Here is an 18,884-nt window from a genome sequence, read left to right on the forward strand (position 1 = left end):
TTCAGGCGAAACTCGTCCCGGCTCTATTTGCGGAGTAAATTGATCTTACTGTTATGGATCAATTATCTTCATCTCCGGCATATGCTGGCCACGGACAATGTGTTTACTGCAAGAGCCTCGTCTCTGACGGTTCACAATTCTGCTGCTCTGCTTGCGAGGCTTTGTACAAGCTTGAGACCGCTGAAGATAAAGGCATTAACTCTGGTCATTTCGAAAAACTCCTGGAAAAGCACCAGGCCCTTTCCCAAATTCCTGCAAAGAGTCTTACATTTTACGCAGAAGGGCTTCACTGCTCTTCCTGCGTCCATCTTTTAGAGCGCCTTCCAGAGTTTAGCGCTCACATCGCCGAAGCCCGCGTTCATTTCGGCGAATCCACCGTGCATGTCATTTTAAAACCGGGCTCTCCGGCGACCGCATGGGTGGAAGTCGCCGCGATGATCGAAGAGCTCGGCTATCGCCCCACAGCCTTGATTGCAAGTCAGGACGTGCGTGAGAAACAAAAACGAGAAAACCGCCTTGCTTTGCAACGGATTGGCGTCGCCGGGGCCTGCGCCGGAAACATGATGCTTTTTGTGGTGCCAGTGTACGGCGGCCTTGAAGGTTCCATGGCCGTGCTCTTTAACTGGATGAGCTTTGTTCTTTTTTTGCCGATTCTGTTCTATTCAGCCCGTCCCTTTTATCAGGGCGCATGGAATTTTCTTAAATACCGCGTGATCAACGTTGATTTACCCATCGTGATCGCGATGTTCTCAGGATTCTTCTTATCTACTTACAACTTGATTCGCGGCGAAGGACCGGTCTATTTCGATTCAACCGCGAGCTTCTTGTTCTTAATTCTTGCCAGCAGATATCTGCTGAAGCGCGTGCAGCAGAAATACTTGCACCAAGATGCCCTGCTTGAAGGCATCGAAGGCCGCCGCGATCTTCAGCCCGGAACTGAAATCACGATTCTTCAAGGAGAGAAAATCCCCGCCGACGGCATTTTACTGAGTCCGCAAGCCGAAGTGGATATGTCTCTGTTTAATGGTGAATCTCTTCCAGAACAATTCCGCGAAGGCATGACTTTGTTTGCGGGAAGCCGACTTCTAAGTCCTGAAGCCCGTCTGCGTGTTGAAAAAACCGCTCTCGAGACTCGCTGGGGCAAAATCCTTCAACAATTGCGCTCTGATTCTGTTCAAAAAAGCCGCTTCATCACTCTTTCAGACAAACTCGCGCAAGGACTGATCGCCGGAGTCACGGGCCTTGCCATTTTATTTTTCATCTTTTATGCAAGAATTGATTTCAATCAAGCTCTCGAGCGTGCGTTAGCTCTGATCGTCATTGCCTGCCCTTGCGCTCTTGCGTTCGGTTCACCCCTTGCCTATGGGCTGTCATTACGGAAAGCACAGAAAGCCGGCATCCTTATCCGTCACGCCGATGTTTTTGAAAAACTTCAGGATGTTAGAAATATCTTTTTTGATAAAACCGGCACTCTCACTGAAGGGACTTTGACACTTTCATCGATTAAAGGCGATCTTTCAGAGGAAGATAAGAAAATCATCTTGGCACTTGAAGGTCAAAGCACTCATCCGGTCGCGTTTGCCCTTCGTCGTGCCTGGAAGAATCTTGCGGGCTTATCCTCTTCTCTGGAAGATCGCCGCGAACTTCTTGGTCAAGGAGTCTTTGGCCGCCTCGGGAACCGACGTTATTCCCTGACCCGCTCGCAAAATTCTCATAATCAAGACTCACTGGTTGTGGAGTACAGCTGTGACGGACTGGTTAAAGCACATCTTTTCTTTTATGATCCTCTTCGCAGCGAAAGCAAAGAGATTCTAACAAAGCTACAAGACTTCGATTTGCATATTCTTTCGGGAGATAAAAACCAACGAGTCAGTAAGATCGCTCAAGAGTGTGGAATTCCCAATAACCAATGCTATGCCGAAATGAGTCCCGAACAAAAACTGGATGTCATTCAATACTCTTTTCATAGCTGCATGATTGGTGACGGTGCCAACGATGCCCTTGCTTTAAAAGCCGCCGATGTCGGTATCGCTGTCAAAGGCAGCGTCGATTTGAGCCTGATGTCGGCCGATGTCTATTTTACCCGCGGTGGTTTGGCTCCTTTCTACGAGCTTTTGCAAATCGCCCGCGATGCTCGTTTCACTGTCAGACGTAATCTCGCCATTTCTCTTATGTATAACACTTTCGGCGGAGCTCTCGCGCTCGGCGGATTCGTCAGCCCCATGGTGGCGGCGATTCTCATGCCGGTGAGCTCCGTTCTGATTCTTTTGTCATCCATCCGGGGGACCCGATGAATATTCTTGCACTGATGATCCCGATGGCACTGATCCTTGGCTTTGGCTTTGCGGCAGCCTTTTTCTGGGCCACCGCCCGAGGACAGTTTGATGACGTTGAAACTCCAGCACACAGAATTTTATTAGATGATCCACAAGAAAGGACTGAACGTGAAAAACCCCGCAATTCATAACGACACGATTCTGGAGAAAATCTTGTACGATGATGACATCGTTAAAAAGTTTCTCCTAGCAACAATGATTTGGGCCGGAGCCGCCTTTATTTTCGGCTTGATCGCAGCTCTACAATTGGCCTGGTGGCCGATGAATATGAATTTGGAGTGGGTGACTTTTGGTCGTCTTCGTCCGCTTCACACCAATGCCGCGATCTTTGCTTTTGCCGGGAATGCGATCTTTGCCGGGATTTATCACTCGTCGCAAAGACTTCTGAAAACGCGCCTATTCTCAGATGCGCTAAGCCGCCTGCACTTCTGGGGCTGGCAATTGATCATTATTTCCGCCGCGATCACTTTGCCGCTGGGTTATTCCCAGTCCAAAGAATATGCAGAGCTTGAATGGCCCATCGATATCGCGATTGCCGTGATTTGGGTTGTGTTTGCTGTGAACTTCTTTGGGACCATCAGCAAGCGTCGCGAAAGACATCTGTATGTTGCGATTTGGTTCTATATCGCAACCATTATCACTGTCGCCACCCTGCACATCGTGAATTCGATTGAAATCCCCGTGAGCTTCTTGCAAAGCTATCCGGTGTATGCGGGTATTCAGGATGCGCTTGTGCAATGGTGGTACGGTCACAATGCGGTGGCTTTCTTCCTCACAACTCCGTTCTTGGGACTCATGTATTACTACGTACCGAAGGCGGCCAATCGCCCGGTGTACTCTTATCAGCTTTCGATCATTCACTTCTGGTCGCTGGTATTTATCTATATCTGGGCCGGTCCTCACCACTTGCTTTACACTTCACTGCCTGAATGGGCGCAAACTCTGGGCATGGTTTTTAGTTTGATGCTCTGGGCCCCAAGCTGGGGTGGCATGATCAACGGCTTGCTCACCCTGCGCGGCGCTTGGCACTTGCTCAGAACCGATCCGATCATCAAGTTCTTTGTGACGGCTTTGACTTTCTACGGGATGGCGACTTTCGAAGGCCCGTTGCTCTCGATTAAATCCGTCAGTGCTTTGGGTCACTACACAGACTGGATTATCGGTCACGTTCACGCCGGAGCCCTTGGCTGGAACGGAATGCTGACTTTCGGTATGATTTACTTCTTGGTGCCTCGTCTCTGGAGAACAAAACTTTACTCTGAGAAATTGGCAACCAATCACTTCTGGATCGCGACTCTCGGGATTTTGCTCTATTATATTTCAATGGTGACCGCAGGGATTACTGAAGGTCTCATGTGGCGCGCGCTGACTCCAGAAGGCAAACTGGTTTATCCGGACTTTATTGAAACGGTTGTGCGTATCGTACCACTTTATTGGGTGCGTGCTCTTGGTGGAGCTTTGTTCATCGTCGGTTTCTTCATGATGATTTACAATGTCTACAAAACGATCAAGTCCGCGCCGGCAGAACAGTCTGATAGCGAAGCCCACGTGCCAATGCGCCACGCGGTTTTTGCAAAGCCTGACACAAAAGAAGGTCACAGCAAACTTGAAGGCATGGCCACTGTGTTCTCAGTTTTAGCTTTTGTTGCCATTGCTGTCGGCAGTATCATTGAGATTTACCCAACTCTGTCATTGCATAAATACATCACGCCCACCAATATGATTGAGCCTTACACTCCGCTGGAGCTTGCTGGCCGTGATATTTATGTCAGCGAAGGTTGTTATGTCTGCCACTCGCAGCAGATCCGCCCGATCGCTGCTGAAGTTCTCCGTTACGGAAAAGCTTCGACGGTTGAAGAGTCTATGTACGATCATCCATTCCAATGGGGATCAAAACGTATCGGTCCGGACATCGCTCGTGTGGGTAAGAAGTATCCAAATCTCTGGCACTTTCAACACATGATCGATCCCCGTGCGGTGACGCCGAAATCGATTATGCCGTCTTATAGCTGGATGGTGGAAAAGGACACGGACTTTATCATGCTTCGGAAGAAACTCTCAGTCATGAAAATGCTGGGTGTGCCTTATGATGATGAAACTGTCGCCAACGCCGACATCAAAGCTCAGAAAGAAGCGATGATCATCGCTGAAGATCTGAAAGCCAATGGCGTGAATATTCCGAAACTCGAGAAAAAACAAATCGTTGCTCTCATTGCTTACTTGCAAGCACTGGGACAAAAAGGAAAACAGCCATGAAACAAGATGGATTAGCTTTTTTCACTGACACTCATTTAACAGCTCTCGGCTTGGTGATCTTTTTTGGTTTCTTCATCGGCGTCCTCATCTGGACGTCGCTGAAAGAGAACAAAGCGAATTACCAAAAGATGGAAAAAATCCCTTTGATTGACGGAGACAACTAATGAGCGACGACATCAAAAACCAAATCAACGATCCTCTGACAGATCATGAATACGACGGGATTCAGGAGTACGACAATCCACTCCCAACCTGGTGGCTTTGGACTTTCTTTTTCACAATCATCTTTGCCTTCCTCTACTTCATTCACTATGAAGTAGGTGGTGGACCGACTTTAAAAGACGAACTCGCTGTCGCGATGAAGAATCTGGAATCGGCAGCGGCTCAGCATGCACCAGCTGTGACTGAAACTGAAGAGCTGCTTGCTGAAGAAATGAAAAATCCAAAATTGGCTGAGCTCGGCGCAGTGACTTTCACCAATAAATGCGCCGCCTGTCACGGCCCTCAACTGGGCGGACTCATCGGTCCTAATTTGACCGATAATTTCTGGCTCCATGGCAAAGGAACTCGCATGGACATCGCCGGCGTCATTCGCAAAGGCGTGCCTGAAAAAGGAATGCCGCCCTGGGAAAGCATGCTGTCAAAAGATGAAGTCTACGGCTTAACCGCGTATATTTTGTCGAAAAAGGGCAGCAACCCGCCAAATGCGAAAGCACCTCAAGGTGATGAAATTAAATAGACGAGGATAATATGGCTTTAGATCCGGAGAGACTCACAAGTATCGATGAATTCGGCGACCGCACGTATATCATTCCTGCAGAAGTGCGGGGCTTTTTTCATAAGCATCGTCGCTGGACACAGTTTATCCTGCTTGCAATCTTTCTGGGTCTGCCTTGGACGCAAATCAACGGTGAGCAAAGTATTTTACTCAACATCCCCGCCCGCAAGTTTGCGATTTTCGGAATCACTTTCTGGGCCCACGATGCGCCGTTGATTTTCTTTGTCCTGGCAACACTCACTCTGGGGCTGGCCTTTGTGACTTCGATCTGGGGCCGTGTGTGGTGCGGCTGGGCCTGCCCGCAGACGGTTTTTATTGATGCGATTTTCCGCCGCATTGAACAGCTCGTCCAAGGAAATTACATTCAACGCCGCCAGCTTCGCCAAGCAGACATGAGTTTCAAAAAATTTATAAAGCTCACTCTGACCTGGATTCTTTTTACTGTGGTTTCATCTCTCATCGCACATAGCTTTGCGGCCTACTTCGTCGGATCCGAGGCCCTCATAAAAATGATCCAAGAAAGCCCGTCACAGCAATGGGATACCTTCTTGTTCGTGAGTTTTATGACAGCCGCCGTGCTATTTGACTTTGGCTGGTTCCGTGAACAGTTCTGCATCATCATGTGTCCTTACGGGCGTTTTCAAAGCGTCCTGCTGGACCAAAAATCGCTCGCGATTGTCTATGACGAATCCCGTGGCGAACCACGCAAAGGAAAAGTTCCTCCAGGAGAAAAACAAGGCGATTGCGTGAGCTGCAATCGCTGTGTGCAAGTCTGCCCGACAGGAATTGATATTCGCAAAGGCCTGCAAATGGAGTGCATCGCCTGCACAGCGTGCGCGGATGCCTGCGATGAGATCATGACGAAAGTCAAAAAACCGACAGGACTCATTGGTTACAAAACACTTGATCGCAGCCCGGTGAGTTTGAAAAAACCACGCTCGATCATTTACATGGTCGCCATTCTTCTTTCTGTCTCGGGTTTGGCTTACAATGTGGCCACTCGTGAAAAAGCGCAGGTCTTTGTTCTGCGTGCAAAAGAAGCCCCTTATACACAAATCAAAAATGACACCGGCGAAGACCTGATCCTCAATCACTTCCGCTTGCAGATTCAGAATCAAAACTTCAAGAAGGCCATCTATCTGCTGCGCCCGCCGACAGACTGGGCCGCTCAAGGCATTGAACTCACCGTGGCGCAAAATCCGCTCGATATTGAACCAGGCAAAATGACAGAGTGGCACTTCTTTGTGCGCTTTAAACCAAGCCTCGTCGCAAAAACCGGTCAGCTCAAAACAAAGATCCTTCTGCATGATCAAAATGAAGTTGAAAAACCGTTTGAAGCCGAAAAAGAAATTATTCTTGTAGGACCCAAACAATGAGCCAGCTTCTGTTGCCTTTGGCGATCCTCACCTCGAGTTTTCTCGGCAGCTGGCACTGCGCCGGGATGTGTGGGCCATTTGCGGCTCTGACGGGATCGCGCGGGCAACTCTGGCATTACCACCTCGGCCGTTTGCTGGTGTATGCAAGCCTCGGTGTGCTTGCCGGATTCTTCGGAGACTTCGTGATGAGCTCTGAGTTTGGCTGGGTCCGCATGATCGGCGCGGTTCTGCTGGGCTTCACGTTGATTGCCCTCGGTTTACAGTACTTGTTTGCTTTTGATTGGGGAAAGCGCTCGCACTTTTTTGCGGCGACTTTTTTTCAAAACCTCTATCGGCGTCTTCGCGCCTGGAAATTCGGCCGCAGCAGTTTTGTCATTGGGCTTCTTGCCGGTCTGCTCCCATGCATGTGGCTTTACACCTACGTCATTGCCGCTTCCGCGAGCAAAAGCCCCTTTGCCGGGGGCCTTCTGATGGTTTTGTTCTGGCTGGGAGGACTCCCGGCTTTGAGCGCCGTTTCCTTGATGGTGCGCCCGTCTATGCTCAAATCAAATATACGCAAGCAGAGGATTGCCGGCGGCGTCCTCGTCGTGTCTGGGCTCTATGCTTTGGGCTCCCATTGGCTGTTTTAAGCTTTGACGCTCCTGCAATTTTAACAAATCCCCCTTGGCTCCCATAGCGTCGCTCCAGAAGCCATGTTAAAAAACAGGATCTTATCTAAAGAGGAGTTTTTATGAAGGCGTGGGGCTTTGCGGGTCTGCTTTTAGCGGGATCTGTTTCATGGGCGGCGACAGACACAATTCCTGTGGTGCAAATTAAAAAAGTTGAACTCACGGAAAACTCTGAGTCTTTGTCTTACCCTGCCCGCGTAGAATCCCGTGTGAGCGGCGCCATCCTTGCCGAAGTTGAAGGCGTTGTCCGTGATGTGGTAACACTCGGGACACACGTTAAGAAAGGCCAAGTGCTTTTTAAAATTCAGCAGCTTGATCCGGTTTACCAGTATGCTCCGGCAAAGATCGTTGCTCCGGTGAGTGGCGTTGTCAGCCAAATCGAAGTGACTGTGGGCACGCAAGTGACTCGCGGTCAGCGCATCGCCACTGTTGTGGACCCTAGTCAGTTGCGCGTGACAGTTGAAATTCCAGGAAGCGATCTTGAAAAGATCACTCACAATGCGCAAGTTTCTTTCACGACAAGCCTCATGGAAAAAGCGGAAGACCTGTCTTTCGAAGGTATCAGCCCGCTGGTGAACCCAACAACAGGCACGGCAACAGCGAACTTGCTTTTCAAGAACAAAAACCCGCGTCTTTCCGCAGGCAGCATCGGCAAAATCCAAGTCACTTTGAAAAACGGCTCTGCGATCCGCGTATCTGAGCAGGCTGTGGTGTATAAGGGCGCAGTCCCTTACGTGCGCATTGTTGATGACAAAAATATCGCAAAGTACAAGGCGGTGGAGCTCGGCACTCGCCAAGCCGGCCTTGTTGAAATCAAAAAGGGCCTGACTGCGAACGACAATCTGATCGAGCGTGCCAGCCAGTACGTTCAAGATAATAAAGCTGTTAAGATCGAAAAAGACTAAAAATGAAATCTCTGTATGCAAGCCCGCTTCGTGTTTATCTTCTCTTAGGGGTTTTGAGCCTTATTGGTATTTTCTGCGGCTTGAGTCTGCCGATCTCGCTTTTCCCAAATAGCAGTAAGCCTGTGATTCAAGCGCAGATTCCTTACGGTGATATGACCGCGCGCCAGTTTCTGGATAGCTACGGCCGGAATCTTGAGTACAGCCTCGGAGCGCTCAACACCAAACTGGTAAAAACCGAAAAGATCGAAGCCAACTACAACAAGGGCCAAGTTTCTTACACGATCGACTTCCCTTGGGACACTCCTCCGAACGATGCGATTAAAGAAGTTCAGAACCTTGTCAACCAAGTGACGGCTTCGATGCCGGAAGAGGTTCGCCGTGGCACGAATGTCTTCACATGGAGCGAAAACACCGGTTTCTTTGCTGCGAGCTTCTATAGCCCGAAGCGCGACCTCGATGATCTTTATAAGATCCTGGATCCGATCTTCAGTGCCGAACTTAAAAAAGTTCAGGATGCTTCCGAAGCCGTGATGTGGAATCCGGCGAATAAAGAAATTCAAATCGAGATCAATCCGGATGCTCTGACTGAATACCAATTACTGCCGGTGGATATTACCCGCGCCGTCATGGTGGCGATGGAAAGTTACCGTGGCGGTAACGTTGAGGTCGCAACCAAGCGTTTGCAGGTTATTTTGCGCAGTGCTGTGATGACGATTGACGATCTGTCGCGAGTTCTAATTACAACTCCACAAGGCCGTACGATTCACCTCACGCATGTGGCGAAAATCGACTACACGACGCCAGTCGATCAAACCCGCGTGATCCGGACCAGCGGAGCGCTCAGTGTGATTCTGTTTGCCTCGCCCAAGTCCGGCGGCAATATCAAAAAAATGTCTGAAGATATCATTCAGATTGTTGAATCTAAAAGACACCTCTTGCCTCCGGATATTGAGTACCGTGTCATCGTCGATCCTTCAGAGTTTATCCGCTCTTCCGTGAACAACGTCGTTCACGAGGTCGGCATTGCTGCGGGCCTTGCGGTGTTGGTTTTGTTCCTCTTCATCGGAAGCTTTAAGAATGTCGTGACGGCGGCGATTGAAATCCCGATGAGTATCGTTTTGGCCTTCATTCTGATGAAGCTCACCGATATGAACTTGAATTTGATTTCTTTGGGTGGTTTGGCTCTGTCTGCCGGGATGAACGTCGATGGCTCGGTCGTTGTGATGGAGAACATCTTCCGTCACTTCGAAAAAGCTAAGGCGAATATCAGCTATAAAGAGAAACTCGATATCTTACTTGAAGCCGTGAATGAAGTGAAGCTTCCGATCATTGCTTCAACGATTGCTTCCATCGTGGTGTTTGCGCCGCTCATTTTCACCCGCGGCCTCAGTTCTGCGATCTTGGGCGACTTGGCTAAAGCCGTTGTGTTCTCGCACGGACTTTCGGCGATTGTGGCGTTGATTTTAGTTCCGACAGTGCGCCTACAGATGATGAAGAGCGAAAGTCATTTTCATGTGACTTCGCCAATTGAAAAGTACTTCGTGAAGCTTGAAAACTTCTACGCCAGCACTTTGGATTTATTTTTGAAAAAATCCAACTGGCGAAAAGGCGTTTATGCCGGCCTCGTTGTTTTGTTACTTGTTTTGATCCAGTTCGTATTGCCGCGCCTGCCGAAGGAAATCATCGGCACGCCGGACACTGACTGGGTGATCGTGGGCATGAACGTTCAGGGGAATACTCTCGTCCGTCAGATGGAAACACAGAGTGAAGAGACTGAAGCGAAACTCCTCAAATATCTAGAGGGCCAGGTGCTTTATACTTTCACGCAAGTCAATAGCCCGAATAATTGCAGCATCATGCTTCGCCTGAAAGACAAAAAAGATGTCGCGACGATCGTTAAAAACATCGAGAACGAGTTCCCGAACTCGCCGACTGTGAACTATTGGGTGAATCAATGGAATCCGTCCGAGCTTCCGCTCCCGGATCCTGAGAATCTGTTAATTTCTGTTCGTGGTGAAGACGCCGATAAAGTGGTGCTCGCAACGAAGGAAATCAACGACACTCTTCAAGAAAAGCAATACTACCGCAGTCTCTGGGCGAAGCCTGAAACCAATAATCCTGAAGGGATTTCCGTTCAGCCGCGCCTCGAACTCTGGCCTGAAATTGCCAAGGCCGGCTCACGCGTAAGCCCTTCGGACTTAGCGGACTACACCCGTGTCGCAACCGATGGCAGAACGATTGCTTACTTGACGATGGACAACCGCCTGACGGGGATCGTTTTAAAATACCCGACGGGTTATGTGAAAAGTGTTGAGGATCTGAGTGCGCTGCCACTCAGTGTTGCCGGCAAATTAATTCCACTCAAAGCGCTGGCGAATATCAGCATTGAAAAAACACGCCCGTCTATTTTGCGGATCGATCAAGAAGAACAATACTTGATCCGTGGCCGTTTGAAAAAAGAAGAGAAATCAAAATCGAAAGACATCCTTAAAAAAGCTCAAGCCGACGTGGAAGAATGGCAAAAGAAGAGCGCTGTCGCGAAAGCGGTCTCTGTGAACTTTGAAAATCCAGAGAAAGAAGTCGACGATGCGATTCACCAGCTGACTTGGGCGCTGGCGATCAGTACTGGATTGATTTTGTTGACGATGATCCTTCAGTTGGGTCACGTGGCGAACTCTGTTCTGGTATTTATGTCGGTGCCACTCGGTCTGATCGGCGTGCTTTTGTCGCTCTTTATCTTTAGAAGTACGTTGTCACTGAACTCTTTACTGGGTGTGATCCTTCTCAACGGGATCGCGGTGGCAAATAGTATTATCCTTGTCGATTTCCTGACCCGCCTTGTGGAAAAAGGCATGAAGCCTCATGAGGCCGCTCTTGAAGCGGCCCGCACTCGTTTACGCCCGATTCTGATGACGTCTCTGACGACAACTCTGGGGATGTTGCCGATTGCTTTGGGATTTGGTGAAGGTGGCCGTATTCTTCAACCCCTCGGCATCGCGGTCAGCGGTGGCTTGGGTGTTTCGATGTTGTTAACCCTCTACGTAGTCCCTGCCCTGCAAGTGAGTTACTTGAATTGGACGGCGAAAAGGAATCAGAAATAATGAAACTTATCGCAGCTATCGGAATTTTGACACTGTCCACGCAAGCTTCAGCCCAAGTAAAGCTTGGCTTTGAAGAGGCCGTGAACAGTGCCGTCAAAAAAATCGAAGAAGTTCAAGCCAAGGAATCCGAGCTCCGCTCCGCGGAAAGTGCCCGCCTGCAATCGCAAATGCGTTTCTTACCGGATTTGAGTCTTTCGGGAACTTATTCGGAGATCGGCCCTGATCTCGACAATCATTATGTTTCACGCAGCTATGGGCTTCGCTCGAACTGGAATCTCTTCCGTTTTGGCGGCGATTATTTTTACTACCGCGCAGCCGATTCGGCGACCACAAGTCTTCGCTGGGATTTGCAGGCTACAAAGATCCGCATGGAAGAGACCATTGCCGGTAAAGCGTTGGATTATATCTCGGCTCACTTAGAAACCGAGATCCGCAAAAAGATCACCGAAGCTCAGAGAGTTTACTTTAACGTCGCTGAAAAACGTTACAGCAAAGGGATCCTTTCCCGCCAGGAATTGGATCAGGTCACCATCGACTTGAAGAATGCCGAAGCCCGCGTAACGGATGCGGAACTTGCTGAAGTTCAAGCTAAAGAATCTCTTCAAGTATATATCCCAGGTGTCGAGATTGAAACAGCTTGGCCCTGGACCACCCAACTGAGGAAGCTGAAGAAGAAGACTTTAAGCTTCTCTGTGCAAAACCATCCAGAATGGCAGACTTTCCAGAATAAAACCGAGGCGGCCGACTATGCACGCAAGAGCAAATTTGCCGAGATCTTTCCTTCTTTGGATTTCACCCTGACTTACGGGAACGAGCGCAGTGCCGCGACCAATGATCTTTGGACACCTCAATGGGTGGGTGGCGTGACTTTAACAATTCCACTGTTCAGCCGTTTAGAAAACTACACTGCGTACCGCCAGTCGGCCGAGATCAAACTCCGCAGCGACCTGGACCTCGCGCGTTCACAAAGAGACCTCGAAGCGCAGTGGAAGGTGTCTGAAAACGATTTCCGCGTTCAGCTCGATTCGGCCTTGATTCGTGAACAGACCCTGAAGATTTCAAGCAACCTGTATCAGGACAACTTGAAGCGCTTCCAAGCCGGCCGCAGTACTGCCAATGACCTCTTGAACGACCAAGAACGTTATTACCAGTCGCAGCTGTTATCGATTCAAGGCTGGAAGGCGGCACACTCTTCGTACATCCGCCTTTGCCATGCTCTCGGCAAACTTGCCAGCGAGTGCAGTTTATAGATTAGCAAAAGTTTTCACAGCCCTTCGCGCGTTGTGCGCCCGACATAGTAGCCGTAAATTCTGCAATTCATCGGTGCCACCAAGAGCCAGCGGCTTAATATGATCGATCTCTAAAGCATGTTTTGACCCGCAACGCTGGCCATTTTCCCGGTCGCGATACTCGCAACTCGCTTGTGCCCGCTGCCAAATTTGTTTTTTAACCCGAGCACCGATATATTTCCTGTACGGAGTCCGATTCACCTTCGGCGCCGATGGTAGTGGTGCAGCATGAGAAGGTGGGTCATTTAAAACTTTCGATGATCCTTTTTCAACTCCGGTGGCAATGTCAGCTTTAGAGTTTATTCTTGGTACAGCATTGGTGTTTTTAAGTTCTTTTGCATTCACTGTTTTTACAAGACCAAGCTTTTTCTTTTTAAACTGAACTGCTTTTTCAAGTAAGAAAACAAGGACCGAACCATTGCCAGAGTCTTTAAGCTCATGGGCATAGAGATTTCTAAACTCGGCTAAAAGTTTCTGATGCTCTTTAGATAATGTAGCTTCAAATTTTTGAAACTCTTCTCCCAATAAGCTAGACGCCTTAGCACCTTGAAACTTCTCAGCCAAAAGGGCTGGCTGATGGGACCTCCCCACGAGTTTTTTCTCAACATCTCGCGTGGATTTATCCGTAAGCTCTAAAATCATCTCAAGCTTCTGCTCTTTTGTGAGCGGATGCGAAGCCGCTTTTTCCGTGCGCAAAAAGCTCTGGATCTTAGATAGATTTGTCACATTCAACGCGCCAGTTTCAATTTTGCCTTCGATCTCGGGAAGCTCCGTTAGAAGTCTCGCAGAAGTAAGGCGGCGCTGGGTTTCGCCTTCAGAAAATTTGAGCTTATGGATGCAATACTTATGCATGGAGGCAAACCCCAAATCCACAAAGAGCCTACGAACCTCAACCTCACGAAGATGCCGAAGAAGCAAGACCGAATTTTTACGATGCTCACAAGCTAAGAGATCCGTCTGCTCTAGTAAGTTTTTATCAGAAAGCTTTTTGATGTTCTCATCAATTTGGTAACTAACATGTTTCATTCGCGAACTCCTTTGATCGAAAAGGAATGTATCATGAGTTTTTAAAAATGAATTCTTCGTTCTAAAATCCCATCTCAGAGGCGATTTGAAGCCGCACGAAACCCGTGATCTCTTGGAAAAATTCAACGCTCAAAATGGCGTTAATATGCTTATAGGCCCCACAGAGAACACGCCCTACGAGATGAAAAACTCACGCAAAAAATTATTAAAACTACCGTCAAATGAAAAATCGGTAACGATGAAATTAACGCAGCACTACCTTCGGCGACGAAGGTGAAGTCATTTGATCACTCCAATGTTTAACAGGCTCAGTCCAAATCATTTTCTTTGTTGAACACTTACTGTTGAGTGTTACTATTTTTTTATGAAATTGTTTTTTGGAATTATAGTTTTTTATATAGGCACTGTTTCAGTTGCGAGCACAAAATATCAATGTGTCGGCAGTGCCAAGTTGAAATCTAATCCTCAAGCGGTCAATGCAAAAGATTTACCTAAAAACCTTGAAGTTTCTTCAACGACAACTAAGTTGAACTTATCCATAGAGAAAATTTATTGTCCTCAATCAAAGAATGACACCGTGAAAAAAATTGGTCAGAGATTTCAGAAGATGAATTTTCTAAAGAGTACTCTGAACAATAACCCTGCTTAAAAATGCAGAGTATGTATTGGGGAAGCACTGGGTTCTAAGCCAGTGCTTTTTATTTCAAACACTTTAGGGCTTAACAAATATACCTAAACCAGATCGCGGCCATTGAACTTAATGATTTCGAAGCTGTCGACATCGACGTTGTCGAGGCAGCGGGCATTGATGGCGTAGGAAATTTCGCCACCTGGTTTTTTGCCCATGCCGAAAGGACCGATTCCGCAGTTGGTGCAGAAATAGTGGTGAATGACTTTTTTATTGAACAAGTATTCTTTGATAGAATCTTTGCCTTTTAAGAGTTTGAAATTATCTGGCCCAGCAAAAGCCAGCAGGTGGCCCTTCTTTTGACAGATGGAACAGTTGCATGAAATCAACTTATCAATTGTCATTTCTACTTCGAAGCTAACGTTGCCGCAGTGGCAGCCACCGGTGTATTTCATAAATTCTCCTTCATGAATTTGATGCTATTATCTGGGATCATCGAGAGCAATAAATAAGAAGATTTGATTTCTGGATAATCTGTTTTCACAAAACCTAAAGAACACTTTATCGCACAAATGTAGTGTCTCAATTTGAGACCGCTAGGGACAACAGTGTGTCAACGGTAATATACTATTTGCGGGGGAAAGTTTTATGGCTCATCATTCCGCAAAAATTCTCAGTATAATTGGTTTTTTATCTTTAGCTCTTGCTTATCAAGCTTGCGGAAGATTCAGCTCAGGTTTTGATGCCTCGTACTCAGGAACGGACCTCGGTTCGACGGCAGGCCTCGCGGATGCCGATTTAAAATCTCAAACATTGAGTATTTTGGAGAAAAACTGCGCTTCTTGCCATGACAGTCGCAATGCTAGTGGCACAGCCCTCACCTATGTCAATGACTTGAATCTGTTGGCGGCTTCTTCCTATATTGTGAAAGGCAATCCCTCTGCTTCGACTTTGTATTTAGAAATCATTAATGGTCAGATGCCCCCAGGAAATCCGATGAGCTCAGCAAATGCTGCGATCATTCAAGAGTGGATCCTATCTTTGGCAACGACGCCGACACCAACTCCGGCCGTGTCACCGACACCTACGCCAGTCGCTTCTGCGACACCGATGGTTTCACCGACTCCAAAACCAACGACAACTCCGACTCCCACTCCTACTCCTACTGCAACAGCGACTCCGTCGATGGCAACTTTTACCTATATCTATAATAATATTCTGAAGCCGAAATGCGTGAACTGCCATGGCAGTGCCGGTGGTTACTCTTTTGCGAATTATACTTCTACGTTAAAAGCCGTGGTCGCGAAAAATCCTGCCGCAAGCCCGCTATATACTGCTACAAATAGTGGTAAAATGCCCACTAGTGGAAAGCTCAGTGCCCAAGAAATCAAAGCTATTTCTGATTGGATCACGGCGGGTGCATTGAATAACTAGTTCAATAAAAATACTGCGTGGGCTCTAGCGGCAACGGCGTACTGTCTAAGTGCGCCGTATTCCACACAGGTTTTACCATATCCACAAGCAAGCTCGTGGTATTTCCGTCCTTCTGCACCACTCCTCCCACCGTAATGAAGCAATGATTCAAAAATACTTCGCGATACTTTTCAAAATTCTTGCGCCACAGAATAATATCAATAAATCCAAACTCATCTTCCATTGTACAGAAGCAAACGCCCTTAGCTGTGGGTGGCTTTTGCCGGACAAGAACCAAGCCTGTGACCGTGATCCTTCGGCCGTTCACGGAATCACGCAATGTTTGAGAAGTGCCTTTAGCAATCCCCGGCATGTTCTTGCGGATTTCTGCCATCGGATGCCCATGCGTAGAAATCGAAAAGGCCTCGTAATCGGTTTGAATTTTTTCAAAGCCGTCAAGTTTTTGAAACTCGATCTGCGTTGATGACATCGGAATGATCTCTAAATCATTAAAGAAGCTCAGCTGATTTTCTACTGGCTTTTGAAACATATTTTGATATTCAAGCACCGCCCACAGAGCTTCGCGCGTGTCCCACTGAAACTCTTCAAAGCGGCCGGCCATGGCCATTCTGTGCAGAACATCCTTTTTCAGTTTTGAACGACGGACAAAGTCGCCGAGACTGCGGAAGCGTTCCTGCTTGCGCTCTTGTATCAAAAACTCGACATCTTTCTTGGCAATACCGTTCGTCACTCGGAAGCCAAGCCGAATCGTATTGGGGCCCGCAATCACGCAGTCCCACTCCGAGTGCAACACCGACACCGGCAAAACTCTGACACCATGCCTGAGAGCATCATATATAATAGTATCGTTGCGATAAAAGCCCATCGGTTGGCTATTCACAAGCGAGCACGCAAACTCCGCCGGGTGATGGCATTTCAAATAGCAACTAGCATACGCCAGCAGCGCAAACGAGGCCGAATGACTCTCAGGAAAACCGTAATGACTGAAGCCCTGAATCTGATCAAAGATCTGATTGGCGAAGGCTTCGGTCATTCCGTTATCGAGGAGTCCTCGCTTAAGTCGGTCGGCCATAACACCAATAGGAGCACTACTACGCCAAGCATTGATAGATTTACGAAGGACATCGGCTTCTCCTGGGGTAAAGTTCGCGAGATCAATCGCGAGTTTCATAATCTGTTCTTGGAACAGAGGGACTCCCAATGTCTTACCAAGAACACGTTTCACCACTTCATTTGGGTATTCAATTTTTTCAAGTCCCCGACGGCGCTTGAGATAGGGATGAATCATATTGCCGACAATGGGACCAGGGCGAACAATGGCCACTTCCACAACGAGATCATAAAAATTCCGTGGTTTTAATCGTCCCAGCATCTGCATCTGCGCGCGCGACTCGATCTGGAAAGTTCCGACAGTATCGCGCTCACAAATCATGTCGTAGGTCGGCTTGTCATCCTGGGGAATTTCATAGAGCTTCTTCCCCGTCAGCTTCAAAGCTTTTTGAAGGCAGCTCAACATCCCTAGCGACAACACATCGACTTTAATCAAACCGAGGGTGTCTAAGTCATATTTATCCCATTGAATAATAGTGCGCCCATCCATACGAGCAGGTTCAACAGGCACAATATCCACAATTGGGTCTGCACTGAGTGTGAACCCTCCGCTATGAATGGAAATATGGCGTGGGAAATTAATAATCGCATCGGCAATTGTGTCGATTTTTTGACGTAACTTCTCGGGCTCTGGTATATCCTTAACGATTTCATCGAAGTCCCTTTCTACTTTCTTTGCTGAAAGCGTGCCTACAGGCAGTCCAAAAGCTTTACAAACCTCACGGAAAGCACTGCGATTCTGATAAGTAATCACAGCACTGACCATGGCCGCGCGATGACGGCCATATTTTTCGTAAATATACTGAATCACTTCTTCACGGCGTTCGTGTTCAAAATCGATATCAATATCTGGCGGCTCTCCGCGCTCGACACTGATAAAGCGTTCAAACAAAAGGTCCATTTGTATGGGATCGATCGCCGTAATCCCTAGCACGTAGCACACCACCGAGTTCGCTGCCGAGCCCCGGCCCTGGCAGAGAATATCTTTTTTCTTTGCAAACTCGACGATGTCATAAATCGTTAAAAAATAATCTGCGAACTTCAGCTCCTGAATGAGATTAAGCTCATGCAGGAGCTGACGCTTTACCCGGTCGGACATTCCTTGCGGGTAGCGCTCGGGAGCATTTTTCCAGATCAGGTGTTCCAAGTAGGACTGCGCCTCAAACCCCACTGGAATCCATTCCGAAGGGTAGCGGTAACGCAACTCCGACGGAGAAAAAGTACAGGCGTGTGCGATTTCCAGGGTCCTTAAGAGCGACCCCGGGAAATCCTTATAGAGCAATTCCATTTGCGCAGGCGTTTTGATGTATCTCTCAGCGTTCGGCTGAAGCTTAAAGCCGATCTCTTGCAACGTCTTTCCTTCGCGGATCGAAATCAAAACATCCTGAACCATCTTTCGCTTACTCTCGTGATACTCCACATCGTTTGAAGCCACGAGCGGCAGATCAAAATACCGTGAGTACTCCGTCAGTTCGGCGACACGCTTTTTATCATTGCCGTCCAAGTAAATGGTCAAAGGCAAAGACACTTGCGTGACACCGAAGACTTCTTTCAGATCGCCGATACGAGTCTCTTTAGAAACTCTTGGCAAGACAAAAACCTCTGGCGACTTTTGCATTCCCAAAAATTCTAAAAAGGTCGCGAACTCCAAATGAGTCTTCCCTTTCTCACTGCCGCGCTTTGCTTTTGTGAGCAGTTGGCAGATTCTCCCGTAGGCCGCGCGGGTCTGAGCGAGCACCGTGATATTCGGGTGATCTACAAACACGCATTCAGTACCGACAAGATACTTAAAATCAGGATGACTTTTAGCAATCTGGTAACCTCTTGGCATTCCATACACACCATCCATGTCTGTGATCGCGATTCCGCTTAATCCCTGCGAAATGGCGGTTTCAACGAGCTCCGCCGGGTGAGAAGCACCCGTTAAAAAACTAAAATTCGATTTTGCGCGTAACTCGACGTAACTCATGATGAACC

The 18,884-nt window shown here is 48.1% G+C and carries 14 protein-coding genes; 11 read left to right on the forward strand and 3 right to left on the reverse strand.

From position 1 onward, the window contains the following. Positions 1-53: 53 nt before the first annotated feature. The 10 genes from JSU04_10350 to JSU04_10395 all read left to right on the forward strand — a co-directional run bounded on the left by JSU04_10350 (position 54) and on the right by JSU04_10395 (position 12,670). On the forward strand, positions 54-2,294 hold the full coding sequence (locus JSU04_10350; GenBank protein MBS1970700.1) for a heavy metal translocating P-type ATPase: 2,241 nt from the start codon (positions 54-56) through the stop codon (positions 2,292-2,294). Beyond that, the gene (gene ccoS, locus JSU04_10355) at positions 2,291-2,467 is read left to right on the forward strand and encodes a cbb3-type cytochrome oxidase assembly protein CcoS (GenBank protein MBS1970701.1); all 177 of its coding nucleotides are present in this window, start codon (positions 2,291-2,293) and stop codon (positions 2,465-2,467) included. The genes JSU04_10350 and ccoS overlap by 4 nt, the downstream gene beginning before the upstream one ends. Further along, on the forward strand, positions 2,421-4,592 hold the full coding sequence (ccoN, locus tag JSU04_10360; protein MBS1970702.1) for a cytochrome-c oxidase, cbb3-type subunit I: 2,172 nt from the start codon (positions 2,421-2,423) through the stop codon (positions 4,590-4,592). The genes ccoS and ccoN overlap by 47 nt, the downstream gene beginning before the upstream one ends. Continuing rightward, positions 4,589-4,756, forward strand: a complete 168-nt coding sequence (locus tag JSU04_10365) for a cbb3-type cytochrome c oxidase subunit 3 (GenBank protein MBS1970703.1) — start codon at positions 4,589-4,591, stop codon at positions 4,754-4,756. Before ccoN ends, JSU04_10365 begins: the two co-directional genes overlap by 4 nt. Further along, positions 4,756-5,331, forward strand: coding sequence for a c-type cytochrome (locus tag JSU04_10370; GenBank protein MBS1970704.1), 576 nt, complete (start codon positions 4,756-4,758; stop codon positions 5,329-5,331). The genes JSU04_10365 and JSU04_10370 overlap by 1 nt, the downstream gene beginning before the upstream one ends. Positions 5,332-5,342: 11 nt before the next feature. Then, on the forward strand, positions 5,343-6,746 hold the full coding sequence (gene ccoG, locus JSU04_10375) for a cytochrome c oxidase accessory protein CcoG (protein ID MBS1970705.1): 1,404 nt from the start codon (positions 5,343-5,345) through the stop codon (positions 6,744-6,746). Then, positions 6,743-7,375: a sulfite exporter TauE/SafE family protein gene (locus JSU04_10380; GenBank protein MBS1970706.1), complete on the forward strand. Its 633-nt coding sequence runs from the start codon at positions 6,743-6,745 to the stop codon at positions 7,373-7,375. The genes ccoG and JSU04_10380 overlap by 4 nt, the downstream gene beginning before the upstream one ends. 101 nt (positions 7,376-7,476) lie before the next feature. Next, positions 7,477-8,319, forward strand: coding sequence for an efflux RND transporter periplasmic adaptor subunit (locus JSU04_10385; GenBank protein ID MBS1970707.1), 843 nt, complete (start codon positions 7,477-7,479; stop codon positions 8,317-8,319). Between the two features lie 2 nt (positions 8,320-8,321). Next, entirely contained in the window at positions 8,322-11,420 is a 3,099-nt protein-coding gene (locus JSU04_10390; GenBank protein ID MBS1970708.1) for an efflux RND transporter permease subunit, read from the forward strand. Beyond that, positions 11,420-12,670 (forward strand): TolC family protein, encoded by a 1,251-nt coding sequence (locus JSU04_10395; GenBank protein MBS1970709.1) that lies wholly within the window; start codon positions 11,420-11,422, stop codon positions 12,668-12,670. Before JSU04_10390 ends, JSU04_10395 begins: the two co-directional genes overlap by 1 nt. On the opposite strand, the gene JSU04_10400 is transcribed toward JSU04_10395, so the two are convergent. Beyond that, on the reverse strand, positions 12,665-13,735 hold the full coding sequence (locus tag JSU04_10400) for an HNH endonuclease (GenBank protein MBS1970710.1): 1,071 nt from the start codon (positions 13,733-13,735) through the stop codon (positions 12,665-12,667). The two genes, JSU04_10395 and JSU04_10400, sit on opposite strands and share 6 nt — an antisense overlap. A 732-nt stretch (positions 13,736-14,467) precedes the next feature. Next, on the reverse strand, positions 14,468-14,818 hold the full coding sequence (locus JSU04_10405) for a GFA family protein (protein MBS1970711.1): 351 nt from the start codon (positions 14,816-14,818) through the stop codon (positions 14,468-14,470). A gap of 193 nt (positions 14,819-15,011) precedes the next feature. Here JSU04_10405 and JSU04_10410 point away from each other — a divergent pair, with 193 nt between their 5' ends. Next, complete coding sequence (locus JSU04_10410; protein MBS1970712.1) at positions 15,012-15,797, forward strand: c-type cytochrome; 786 nt, start codon at positions 15,012-15,014, stop codon at positions 15,795-15,797. A 1-nt stretch (position 15,798) separates the two neighbouring features. Here the strand turns inward: JSU04_10410 and JSU04_10415 are convergent, their stop codons facing one another. Beyond that, positions 15,799-18,876, reverse strand: coding sequence for an error-prone DNA polymerase (locus JSU04_10415; GenBank protein ID MBS1970713.1), 3,078 nt, complete (start codon positions 18,874-18,876; stop codon positions 15,799-15,801). Positions 18,877-18,884: the final 8 nt, after the last annotated feature.

Source organism: Bdellovibrionales bacterium, assembly GCA_018266295.1.
In the GTDB taxonomy this organism is placed as follows: Bacteria; Bdellovibrionota; Bdellovibrionia; order Bdellovibrionales; family Bdellovibrionaceae; genus JACMRP01.

Bases quoted from the DNA above. Each gene is read 5' to 3' on its own strand.
- JSU04_10410 (MBS1970712.1), top strand. From the start codon at position 15,012: ATGGCTCATCATTCCGCAAAAATTCTCAGTATAATTGGTTTTTTATCT.
- JSU04_10415 (MBS1970713.1), bottom strand. From the start codon at position 18,876: ATGAGTTACGTCGAGTTACGCGCAAAATCGAATTTTAGTTTTTTAACG.
- JSU04_10380 (MBS1970706.1), top strand. From the start codon at position 6,743: ATGAGCCAGCTTCTGTTGCCTTTGGCGATCCTCACCTCGAGTTTTCTC.
- ccoS (MBS1970701.1), top strand. From the start codon at position 2,291: ATGAATATTCTTGCACTGATGATCCCGATGGCACTGATCCTTGGCTTT.
- JSU04_10400 (MBS1970710.1), bottom strand. From the start codon at position 13,735: ATGAAACATGTTAGTTACCAAATTGATGAGAACATCAAAAAGCTTTCT.
- JSU04_10390 (MBS1970708.1), top strand. From the start codon at position 8,322: ATGAAATCTCTGTATGCAAGCCCGCTTCGTGTTTATCTTCTCTTAGGG.
- JSU04_10370 (MBS1970704.1), top strand. From the start codon at position 4,756: ATGAGCGACGACATCAAAAACCAAATCAACGATCCTCTGACAGATCAT.
- JSU04_10405 (MBS1970711.1), bottom strand. From the start codon at position 14,818: ATGAAATACACCGGTGGCTGCCACTGCGGCAACGTTAGCTTCGAAGTA.
- JSU04_10395 (MBS1970709.1), top strand. From the start codon at position 11,420: ATGAAACTTATCGCAGCTATCGGAATTTTGACACTGTCCACGCAAGCT.
- JSU04_10385 (MBS1970707.1), top strand. From the start codon at position 7,477: ATGAAGGCGTGGGGCTTTGCGGGTCTGCTTTTAGCGGGATCTGTTTCA.
- ccoN (MBS1970702.1), top strand. From the start codon at position 2,421: ATGATCCACAAGAAAGGACTGAACGTGAAAAACCCCGCAATTCATAAC.
- JSU04_10350 (MBS1970700.1), top strand. From the start codon at position 54: ATGGATCAATTATCTTCATCTCCGGCATATGCTGGCCACGGACAATGT.
- JSU04_10365 (MBS1970703.1), top strand. From the start codon at position 4,589: ATGAAACAAGATGGATTAGCTTTTTTCACTGACACTCATTTAACAGCT.
- ccoG (MBS1970705.1), top strand. From the start codon at position 5,343: ATGGCTTTAGATCCGGAGAGACTCACAAGTATCGATGAATTCGGCGAC.